The following is a 9,704-nucleotide window of genomic DNA, read 5'->3' on the forward strand; positions in this document are numbered from 1 at the left end:
CACGGCGGAAGTCGCTTTCGGCGGCCTCGTCCTTGTCCAGGGAAGCGTGAATCAGCCCGCGCAGGTTGTAGGCCGGGCCGACGTTCGGGTCGGCCGCGATCGCGCGATTGATCTCCACCAGCGCAATGTCCGACTGCTTGTTGGCGAAGTAGGCCGCTGCCAGTTCGAGGCGCACCTGGGCGCGCCTGCCCGGATCGGCCTCCTCGGCCTGCGGCACCGGGGCCGGGCGCACGTCGCTGATCGGCCCGGTGGTCGTGGTCGAGGTCGTCGAGCACGCGGCCAGCCCCGCCAGCGCAGCGAGCAGCAACGTGCGAACCATGCCTGTCATGCATTGGTCTCCTGCCGCGGCGACTCGCGCCGCATCACCCGCACCGGTGCCCGCACCAGGCGCTCGTGGACGCGCGTGCGATCCTGCACTTCGCCGGCCAGCTGACCGCAGGCGGCGTCGATGTCGTCGCCGCGTGTCTTGCGCACGGTGGTGACGATGCCCGCATCCTGCAGGATGCGGGCAAAGGCCATCACCCGCTCGCGCGGCGAACGCTTGAGCCCCGAGGCGGGGAAGGGATTGAACGGAATCAGGTTGAGCTTGCAGGGCACGCGGCCCTTGACCAGCCGCACCAGTTCGTGCGCCAGTTCCGGCGTGTCGTTGACGCCATCGAGCATGCAGTACTCGAAGGTGACGAAGTCGCGCGGCGCCTTGTCGAGGTAGCGCACGCAGGCATCGAGAAGCGCATCGATGCCGTCCTTGCGGTTCAGCGGCACGAGTTCCGAGCGCAGCGCGTCATTCGGCGCATGCAGCGACACCGCCAGCGCCACCGGGCAGTCCTCGCGCAGACGGTCGATCATCGCCACCATGCCGGAGGTCGAGACCGTCACGCGGCGGCGCGACAGACCGTAGGCATGGTCGTCGAGCATGGTCCGCAGGGCCGGCACCAGCGCCGCGTAGTTCTGCAGCGGCTCGCCCATGCCCATCATCACCACGTTGTCGATCACCCGCTCGCCATCCGCGCCGCGCAGCCGGTGCTCGGCGAACCACAGCTGCGCAATGATCTCTCCCGTGGAGAGGTTGCGGCTGAAGCCCTGGTGGCCGGTGCTGCAGAAGCGGCAACCGACCGCGCAGCCGGCCTGCGAGGAAACGCACAGCGTGCCACGGTCTTCCTCGGGGATGTAGACGCTCTCGACGGCATTGCCGTCGCCCACGTCGAACAGCCACTTGATCGTGCCGTCGGCCGAGCGGTGTTCGCTGATCAGCGGCAGGCCTCGCACCTCGGCGGCACCGGCCAGCTTGCCGCGCAGCGACTTGGCCAGATCCGACATCTTCTCGAAGTCGGACTCGCCCTTCTGGTGGATCCAGCGGTAGAGCTGGACGGCGCGGAAGCGCTTCTCGCCCAGGCTCTCGCAATAGGCCGCCAGCCCCTCGAGATCGAAGTCGAGCAGGTTGACGGCCATGGGCTTCAGCGGCTGTAGACGTTCATGCCGGGGAAGAAGAACGCCACTTCCACGGCCGCGGTTTCCGGCGCGTCGGAGCCGTGCACGGCATTGGCGTCGATGCTGTCGGCGAAGTCGGCGCGGATGGTGCCCTTCTCGGCCTTCTTCGGGTCGGTGGCGCCCATCAGCTCGCGGTTCTTGGCGATGGCGCTCTCGCCCTCGAGCACCTGGATCATGACCGGGCCCGAGACCATGAAGTCCACCAGGTCCTTGAAGAACGGGCGGGCCTTGTGCACGGCATAGAACTGCTCGGCTTCGCCGCGCGAGAGGTGCGCCATCTTGGCCGCGACGATCTTCAGGCCGGCGCCTTCGAAGCGGGCGTAGATCTGGCCGATGACGTTCTTCGCCACGGCGTCGGGCTTGATGATCGAGAGGGTGCGTTCGATGGCCATGAATTCTTCTCCTGAATCAATAACTTGGCAAAGTTTCGGATTGTAGCCCGCGGGCTGTGGCGTTTCGGTGTCGCAGGCTTCAGCGACCGCGACGGCCGCCGCCGCCGAATCCGCCACCACCGCCCCCGCCACCACCGGTGCCACCGCCGCCGCCGCGTCCCCCTCGGCCGCCACGGCCTTTGCGATGGAAGGCGTCGGCCCCGATGTAGCCCACCGAGGTCTGCATCGGGTCCGGCTGCTTCGGCCCGCCCTTCTTGCCGCCGCCACCACCACCACCCGTGGGCTGCTGGCCGCTGCCGCCCGGGCCGAAGCCGCCGCCGCCGAAGGCGAAGGTGCGGCCGCCGATGCGGCTGCGGGGGTTCTGCACGAAGCGCTTGTCGAAGGTCTGCTCGAGCGGGTTCGGGATCTTCATCGGGTCGATGTCGAGTCCGTCGTCGTCCTCGTACTCGGCGCGTTCGCGCTCGGGCGGCGGAGCGTCCTGGCGCCCGCGCTGCGGCGGCTGCGATCCGCGCGGGCCGCGATCGTTCTTCGCACCGCGATCGTTGCGCTGCTGCGGCTTGATGTTGCGCCCGTCGCGCCGGGTGTCTTCGCCGCGCTGCTGAGGGCCGCCGCTGGCCAGACGCCGGATGGCCCGCACGTCGTCAGCACCGAGATCGACCCACACGCCGCGCTTGAGCCCGCGCGGCAGCACCACGCAGCCGTAGCGAATGCGGATCAGCCGGCTGACCGTGAGCCCGACGGCGTCGAACAGCTTACGCACCTCGCGGTTGCGGCCCTCGGTGATGACGACGCGGTACCAGTGGTTCACGCCTTCGCCGCCGCCGTCCTCGATGGAGCGGAAGGCCGCCGTCTGGCCTTCGATCTCGACGCCCTCGAGCAGCTTCGCCTTGGCCTCGGCGTCGAGCGTGCCGAGCACGCGCACGGCGTACTCGCGTTCGACGCCGAAGCGCGGGTGCATCAGCTGGTTGGCCAGTTCACCGGAGGTGGTGAACAGCAGCAGGCCTTCGGTGTTGATGTCCAGGCGTCCGACCGACTGCCACTTGCCCTGCTGCAGGCGCGGCAGGCGGCGGAAGACGGTGGGGCGCTGCTGCGGATCGTCGTGCGTGACGACCTCGCCGACGGGCTTGTGATAGGCGATCACGCGCGGCGGCGGCGGCTGGATGCGCACCTTGACCGGCTTGCCATCGAGCGCGATGCGGTCGCCGAACGAGATGCGCTGGCCGACGTGGGCCGGCTCACCGTTCACCGTGATGCGGCCGTCCTCGATCATCTGCTCCATGTCGCGGCGCGAGCCGATGCCCGATTGCGCGAGCACCTTCTGCAGCTTGGGCGCATCGGGTTCGGGCGCCAGCACGCGCTTGTGAGCCTCGGCCGGCGCGCCTTCGGACGGCTGCTCGGCATCGGCCTCCGCCTGGGGCTCGCTCGCCGGCTCGGCGACGGCTGCTTCCGGGCCGCCATCCGCTGCCGCCTCGGCCTCCGCGTCGAAGGCGCCGGACATCACCTCGGCGAACACTTCGCCGGTGCGCTCGGCCGCGACGGCCATGGCCGCCTCCGGCGTGGCGGCTTCACCGCCCTCGCCCTTGCGACGGTCGCGGCGGTTGCGCCGGCGGCCCCGCCGGCCGCCGCCCTCGCCCTCGGCAGCTTCATCGCCGTCGGCCGCGGCCGAGGCCTCGCCGGCAGCCTCGTCGCCACCGGACCGGGGCTCCACGGGCGCCTCGGCCGCCGGCGCTGCGGCCACCGGCGCAGCGGCCTGCACGGGCGACTCAGCCGCGACATCGTCCGGCTGCGGCACTTCGCCTGTGGCCACGGCCGCGGCCTTGCGGCGTCGCGGCTTCGGCGCGTCGGCAGCGGCTTCTGCCGTGGCCTCGCCTTCGCTGGCCGCCGGCTTGGCCGCCGCGCGGCGCTTGCGCACCGGCTTGGGCGTCTCTTGCTCGGGCGTCGCGGCAAGCTCGTCGGCGGGTGCGTCGGGCTGGGACTCGGGCGGAAGGTTCATGCTTGAGGTTCCATGGGCGCGGCGTCGGCCGCAGACTCGGGATCGGAATCGGTGTCGTTGCCGGTCGCGGCATCGGGGGACGGCTGGACAGACGGCGCGTCGGCCTCGGCCGGTGGCGGCTCATCCTCGCTCGCCTCGACCACGACCGCCTCGCCGGGCGGCACCTCGCCCTCCCCGGCCTCCAGGGCGAGCGCGCCCTGCGCGTCGAGCAGGTCGGGCTGTTCGGGCAACACCTCGGCCAGCATCGCACCGGCAGCGGGAGCGCCGTCGATCACCGGCAACTGCTCCAGGCTGGCCAGGCCGAGGTCGTCGAGGAACTGACGCGTGGTGGCCAGCAGCGCCGGGCGGCCGGGCGCCTCGCGGTAGCCGATCGCCTCCACCCAGCCGCGATCCTCGAGCTGCTTGATGATCTGGCTGGCCACGGTGACGCCGCGGATGTCCTCGATGTCGCCGCGTGTCACCGGCTGCCGGTAGGCGATGATGGCCAGCGTCTCCATCACGGCGCGCGAGTACTTGGGCGGTTTCTCGGGGTTGAGGCGGTCGAGGTATTCGCGCAGCTCGGGGCGGCTCTGGAAGCGCCAGCCGTGGGCCAGCGCCACCAGCTCGACGCCACGGCCCTCCCAGTCGCGCGTGAGTTCGTCGAGCAGCGCGCGCAGCGTGTCCGGCCCGAGTTCGTCGTTGAACAGGGTGCGCATGTCGCGCAGGGGCAGCGGCTGACTGGCGCAGATGAGCGCGGTCTCGAGGACGCGCTTCGCATCCTGTGTATTCATGGATCCTGTCAAATCCTCGGCCGGTGCATCCGGCTGGTCTTCGTGCTCGTGTCGCGCATCACCGCGTGGGCAGTGACGCAGGGCTTGTGGCAGTGGGCCGCGCAACCTGCGCCGGCTCGGGCTGAGGCGCCTTCGGGCGCATCAGGCGACCTGGCAGCCGGACTGCGGAGGGACCGCGAAGCGCGGCGGCTCGCTGAGTCGGGCTGGAGGGATGTGCGTCATTGTACCGAAGCGGCGACAGCCGGTGTCGCGCCGCCGCCGCGCCTCAGAAACCCGCGCCGAGTTCCCGCCAGGCCCGGGCGAAATCGGCGGGCGGCGCGATCTCGAACGCCATCGTCTCGCCGCTGACGGGATGCGTGAAGCCAAGCCGGAAGGCATGCAGCGCCTGGCGCGTCATGCCCAGGGCGGGCGCGCCGCCATACAGCGCATCCGCCACCAGCGGGTGCCCCTGCGACGCCAGGTGCACACGGATCTGGTGGGTGCGGCCGCTGTGCAGCGTGCAGCGCACGGCACTGAAGCCATCGCGCGCGGCGACGCGCTCGACGTCGGTGCGCGCCGGCTTGCCCGAGGCCACCACCGCCATGCGCACGCGCGATTGCGGGTCGCGTCCGATCGGCGCGTCGACGCTGAACGCCGCCCGGTCGATCTCGCCATGGCACAGCGCCAGGTAGCGGCGCTGTACTGCGCGCTCGGCGATGGCGCGGACGAGCGCGGTCATCGCCACCAGCGACTTGGCCACCACCATCAGGCCCGAGGTGTCCTTGTCGAGCCGGTGCACGATGCCGGCCCGCGGCAGGAGCAGTGCGCCCGCGTGATGGGCCAGCAGGCCGTTGAGCAGTGTGCCCGACCAGTGGCCGGGCGCCGGGTGCACGACGAGACCGGCCGGCTTGTCGATCACCAGCAGGTGCTCGTCCTCGTGCACGACGGACAACGCGATCGCCTCGGGGCGGAAAGCGCGGCTTTCCTCGGTGCCGACCAGTTCCACCTCGACGCGCTGCCCCGCCCGCACCTTCTGCGAGGCCGCCCGGGCCGGCGTACCGTCGATCCGGACGTGGCCCCGCTCGAGCAGCCCTTGCAGGTGGCTGCGCGAGAACTCCGGCGCCATCGCGACGAGCAGCTTGTCCAGGCGTTGGGCGTGCCAGTCGGCCGCGGCCACCTGGGCGCGCCGCTCGACGCCGTCTTCGGCCTCGTCGTCGACAGGCCCCTCCCTATAATCCCGCTCTTCTGTCATGACCGGTGTCTGCGTTCGAGCGTGGACGTGCCTCAGCCCATGGATGTGATGCGTTGGATCGGCCCGCTGGGCCTGCGCGCGGTGCTTGCGGCCACGGCCCTGGGCCTGGCCGCCTGCGGATCGGCGCCGCAGGACGAGAGTGCCACCTGGTCGCCGGATAAATTGTATTCAGAGGCCAAGGACGAGGCCGCCGCCGGCGCCTACGACAAGGCGGCCCGGCTGCTCGAGCGCCTCGAAGGACGTGCCGCCGGCACGCCGCTGGCGCAGCAGGCGCAGATCGAGCGGGCCTACGTGCTGTGGCGCGGCGGCGAAAGCGCGCAGGCGCTGTCGGTGCTCGAGCGCTTCATCAAGCTCAACCCGTCCAGCCCCGGCCTCGACTACGCGTACTACCTGCAGGGCCTGGTCAACTTCAACGACAACCTTGGCATCCTCGGCAAGTTCGCCTCTCAGGACCTGTCCGAACGCGACCAGCAGGCCGCGCGCGACTCCTACCAGTCGTTCAAGCAGCTGGTCGACCAGTTCCCGCGTTCGATCTACGCCGAGGATGCGCAGGTGCGCATGAACTACATCGTCAACTCGCTGGCGGCATACGAGGTGCACGTGGCGCGCTACTACTACCGGCGCGGAGCCTACGTGGCCGCCGCCAATCGCGCGCAGCAGGCGGTGCAGGAGTTCCAGTACTCGCCGGCCGTCGAAGAGGCTCTGGTGATCATGGCGCGCAGCTACGACCGCCTCGGCCTCGACCAGCTGCGCGACGACGCCCAGCGCGTGCTCGAGAAGAACTTCCCCAACAGCCGCTACGCCGGCGAAGCGCTGACGCCCGCCGAGAAGCCCTGGTGGAAGATCTGGTGAGGGACAGCCGCTAGAACGGCAGCGCCTCGGCGGCCAGCGCCTCCAGCCAGGCCTGCGCCTCCGCCTCGTTGGCCACCCGCGTCATCGGCGGCAGGGCTTCGCGCAGGCGGCGCCCGTAGTTCATGCCCGCCATGCGCGGATCGCACACCACCAGCAGGCCGCGGTCGGTCTCGCTGCGGATCAGCCGGCCGGCGCCCTGCTTGAGCGACACCGCCGCCTCGGCGACGAAGTAGTCGGCGAAGGCGTTGCGCCCTTCGGCCTCCAGGCGTTTGACGCGCGCCTCGACCAGCGGATCGTTGGGTGGCGGGAAGGGCAGCTTGTCGATCAGCACGCACTGCAGCGCATCGCCGGGCACGTCGATGCCCTCCCAGAAGCTCTGCGAGCCCACCAGCACCGAGCGCGGCTCGGCCAGGAACAACTGCATCAGCTGCCGCTTGGGCAGCTCGCCCTGCTGCAGCACGCGGATGCCATCGCCGCCCGTCTCGAACTCGGCGCGCAGCTTCTCGGCGATGGCCTGCAGCGCGCGCAGCGTGGTGGTGAGCACGAAGGTGCGCCCGCCGAGCGTGCGCGCGAAGCGCGATGCGAGCGTGGCCACCGCCGCCGGATGGGCACCCTCGTTCGGCTTCGGAAAGCCGGCCGGGATGTACAGCCGCGCGTGAGCCGCGTAGTCGAACGGGCTGCCCACGCGCAGCGTGCGGGCGCCCTCCAGCCCGGCCTGCTCGGTGAACCAGCGCAGCGAGTCGTCCTCGCCCAGCGTGGCCGAAGTGAAGATCCAGGCCTTGCCGCCGCTGCCCATCTGCTCGGCCAGGGCCTCGCGGATGTCCAGCGGCGATTCGACCAGCCGCGCCTGGTGCGGCGACACATCGATCCAGCGCACCCGGCCAGCCGCCGCGTCCTTCGTGAAACGCTCGGCCAGTGAGGCCAGCGCGGCAGCGCGCTCGGCCAGCTTGACGAAGTCGGGCGACAGCTCCGAGACTGTGTCGAGCCCCTCGCCCGCCGCGTCGGCAGCTTGCCCCAGCGCGGCCAGCGCGGCGAGGAAGTCCTCGCGGCCACCGCGCTCGTCCCAGCGCAGCTTGAGCGTGCCGCGCAAGTCGCGCAGCGGCCCGGCGGCGGCCAGGCGAAGTTCGCGTGCCGCCTTCTCGACGGCGGCGCTCAGCTCTTGCCACTTGGCCAGCCCACGCGCCTGCTGCAGGCCCACGGCGAGCAGGTCGCGCGCGAAATCCAGCGCCTGGGCGGTCGACAGCGTGGTGCCGAGGAACTGCACGCCGGCCTCCGGCAGTTGATGGGCTTCGTCGAATACCGCCACTTCGACGCTGGGCAGCAACTCGGCCACGCCGGTGTCGCGCAGCGCCATGTCGGCGAAGAACAGGTGGTGGTTGACCACCACCACGTCGGCGGCCATGGCCTCGCGCCGCGCCCTGACGACATGGCAGGCGCGGAAGTCGGCGCACTCGCTGCCCAGGCAGTTGTCGCGCGTCGAGGTGACCAGCGGGATGACGCTGCTGCGCTCGTCCAGGCCGTCCATCTCGGCGAGGTCGCCGCTGGCGGTGGTCTGCGACCACTGCTCCACCTTGGCCAGCGTGCGCACCGCCCAGCGGTCGGGCAGCGTGGCCGAATGCCGCGCCTGCTTCATGCGGTGCAGGCAGAGGTAGCTGCTTCGGCCCTTGAGCAAGGCCACGTCGACCGGCAGCTTCAGCGCGTCGCGCAGGCGGGGGATGTCGCGCAGGAACAGCTGATCCTGCAGGCTCTTGGTGGCGGTGCTGACCAGGGCGCGCGCACCCGACAGCAGGGTCGGAACGAGGTAGGCGAAGGTCTTGCCGACGCCGGTGCCGGCCTCAGCGACCAGCGCCGTGCGCGTCTCGATCGCATCGGACACCGCCTGCGCCATGCGGATCTGCACCTCGCGCTCGACGTGGCGTTCGTCGGCCTGCGCCAGCGCGCCGGAGGCCGACAGCGCCTCGGTCGACGCGGACGCGAGCGTGCCCAGGGGAGCCGCAGCCTGCGGCGTCATGCCGGTTCGGGCGGGTCGAGCTCGGCCTCGAGCCGGGCGATCATGTCGCGCAGGGCCAGGCGCCGCTTCTTCAGCCGGCGGACCGTGAGTTCGTCGCCAGGGTGCTCGATGGTGGATCGGTCGATGAGGTCGTCGAGATCCGCGTGTTCGATGCGCAACTCGATCAGCCGGCGCGGCAGGGAATGCAGGTTGTCGTCCATCGACGCGCGACTTAGTCGCGGAAAACGCCCCGACGCGGGGTGCGGGACAGATTATAGTTTTCGCCCATGAGCACCACGACCGCCGGTTACCGCCTGTCCGCCGCCACCGGCATCCACCGCGGCGACCGGGCCTACCAGCAGGACCAGGTGCAGATCATTCCCCACCTGCGTGTGCCCGGCAGCGTGATGGCGGTGCTGGCCGACGGCATGGGCGGCAAGAGCGGCGGCCGCAAGGCGGCCGACCAGGTCATCCTCACCGCACAGCAGATCTTCGAGCGCTTCGCCCCCAGCAAGGATGACGCCGCCGAGGCGCTCAAGCAGCTGGTGCTGGAGGCGCACCTGATGATCAAGCTGACCGCCATCACCTCGGAAGAGGAGCCGCACAGCACGGTGGCCGCCTACATCATCAGCCCGACGCGCGAGTGCCACCTGGTGCACGCCGGCGATTCTCGCGTCTACCACTTCCGCGGCCCCGACCTGGTGTCGCGCACGGTCGACCACTCCTACGTGCAGCGTCTTGTCGCCGAAGGTTCGATCACCGAGGAAGAGGCGAACAACCACCCCCAGTCCAACCTGCTGACCGGCTGCCTCGGCACGCACCAGGATCCGCCGATCACCGTCGGCCACATCGATCGCCTGGAGATCGGCGACACCATGCTGGCCTGCAGCGACGGTCTGTGGCATTACTTCACCCCGCGCGAGCTCGGTGCCATCGTGCACGCCCTGCCGCCGCGCGAGGCCAGCGAGATGCTGGTCAACAAGGCACG

9 protein-coding genes and 1 pseudogene are annotated in these 9,704 nt (G+C 70.9%); 2 read left to right on the forward strand and 8 right to left on the reverse strand.

Annotation, left to right across the window (positions count from 1 at the left end; genetic code table 11):
- The 6 genes and pseudogenes from AB7U92_RS14695 to AB7U92_RS14720 all read right to left on the reverse strand — a co-directional run.
- Window positions 1-328: pseudogene (locus tag AB7U92_RS14695) on the reverse strand (type IV pilus biogenesis/stability protein PilW); the annotation flags it as partial.
- Window positions 325-1,449 carry a 23S rRNA (adenine(2503)-C(2))-methyltransferase RlmN gene (rlmN, locus tag AB7U92_RS14700; RefSeq protein ID WP_428578169.1) on the reverse strand — a complete coding sequence of 375 codons (1,125 nt, stop codon included), beginning with the start codon at window positions 1,447-1,449 and terminating at the stop codon, window positions 325-327. The pseudogene AB7U92_RS14695 and the gene rlmN, both read right to left, overlap by 4 nt.
- Before the next feature lie 5 nt (window positions 1,450-1,454).
- On the reverse strand, window positions 1,455-1,880 hold the full coding sequence (ndk, locus tag AB7U92_RS14705) for a nucleoside-diphosphate kinase (protein WP_428578172.1): 426 nt from the start codon (window positions 1,878-1,880) through the stop codon (window positions 1,455-1,457).
- 79 nt (window positions 1,881-1,959) lie between these two features.
- Window positions 1,960-3,873, reverse strand: coding sequence for a 23S rRNA pseudouridine(2605) synthase RluB (gene rluB, locus AB7U92_RS14710; protein ID WP_428578175.1), 1,914 nt, complete (start codon window positions 3,871-3,873; stop codon window positions 1,960-1,962).
- Window positions 3,870-4,643 carry an SMC-Scp complex subunit ScpB gene (gene scpB / locus AB7U92_RS14715; RefSeq protein WP_428578178.1) on the reverse strand — a complete coding sequence of 258 codons (774 nt, stop codon included), beginning with the start codon at window positions 4,641-4,643 and terminating at the stop codon, window positions 3,870-3,872. The genes rluB and scpB overlap by 4 nt, the downstream gene beginning before the upstream one ends.
- Before the next feature lie 265 nt (window positions 4,644-4,908).
- Window positions 4,909-5,874 carry an RluA family pseudouridine synthase gene (locus AB7U92_RS14720; protein WP_428578181.1) on the reverse strand — a complete coding sequence of 322 codons (966 nt, stop codon included), beginning with the start codon at window positions 5,872-5,874 and terminating at the stop codon, window positions 4,909-4,911.
- A gap of 39 nt (window positions 5,875-5,913) precedes the next feature.
- Here AB7U92_RS14720 and AB7U92_RS14725 point away from each other — a divergent pair, with 39 nt between their 5' ends.
- A complete protein-coding gene (locus tag AB7U92_RS14725; RefSeq protein ID WP_428578184.1) occupies window positions 5,914-6,726 on the forward strand; it encodes an outer membrane protein assembly factor BamD in 813 nt (270 codons plus the stop codon).
- A gap of 10 nt (window positions 6,727-6,736) precedes the next feature.
- On the opposite strand, the gene AB7U92_RS14730 is transcribed toward AB7U92_RS14725, so the two are convergent.
- Together AB7U92_RS14730 and AB7U92_RS14735 are read right to left on the reverse strand one after the other, a co-directional pair.
- A complete protein-coding gene (locus AB7U92_RS14730) occupies window positions 6,737-8,737 on the reverse strand; it encodes an ATP-dependent DNA helicase (protein ID WP_428578187.1) in 2,001 nt (666 codons plus the stop codon).
- Entirely contained in the window at window positions 8,734-8,937 is a 204-nt protein-coding gene (locus AB7U92_RS14735) for a YdcH family protein (protein ID WP_428578190.1), read from the reverse strand. The genes AB7U92_RS14730 and AB7U92_RS14735 overlap by 4 nt, the downstream gene beginning before the upstream one ends.
- A gap of 66 nt (window positions 8,938-9,003) precedes the next feature.
- On the opposite strand from AB7U92_RS14735, the gene AB7U92_RS14740 reads away from it, so the two are divergent.
- Window positions 9,004-9,704: PP2C family protein-serine/threonine phosphatase (locus AB7U92_RS14740; RefSeq protein ID WP_428578193.1), on the forward strand; the 701-nt coding region annotated here is incomplete at its 3' end.

The sequence above is a fragment of the Piscinibacter sp. genome, from assembly GCF_050175855.1.
Taxonomy (GTDB): Bacteria; Pseudomonadota; Gammaproteobacteria; order Burkholderiales; family Burkholderiaceae_C; genus Piscinibacter.

Bases quoted from the DNA above. Each gene is read 5' to 3' on its own strand.
- scpB (WP_428578178.1), bottom strand. From the start codon at position 4,643: ATGAATACACAGGATGCGAAGCGCGTCCTCGAGACCGCGCTCATCTGC.
- AB7U92_RS14720 (WP_428578181.1), bottom strand. From the start codon at position 5,874: ATGACAGAAGAGCGGGATTATAGGGAGGGGCCTGTCGACGACGAGGCC.
- rlmN (WP_428578169.1), bottom strand. From the start codon at position 1,449: ATGGCCGTCAACCTGCTCGACTTCGATCTCGAGGGGCTGGCGGCCTAT.
- AB7U92_RS14735 (WP_428578190.1), bottom strand. From the start codon at position 8,937: ATGGACGACAACCTGCATTCCCTGCCGCGCCGGCTGATCGAGTTGCGC.
- AB7U92_RS14730 (WP_428578187.1), bottom strand. From the start codon at position 8,737: ATGACGCCGCAGGCTGCGGCTCCCCTGGGCACGCTCGCGTCCGCGTCG.
- rluB (WP_428578175.1), bottom strand. From the start codon at position 3,873: ATGAACCTTCCGCCCGAGTCCCAGCCCGACGCACCCGCCGACGAGCTT.
- AB7U92_RS14725 (WP_428578184.1), top strand. From the start codon at position 5,914: ATGGATGTGATGCGTTGGATCGGCCCGCTGGGCCTGCGCGCGGTGCTT.
- ndk (WP_428578172.1), bottom strand. From the start codon at position 1,880: ATGGCCATCGAACGCACCCTCTCGATCATCAAGCCCGACGCCGTGGCG.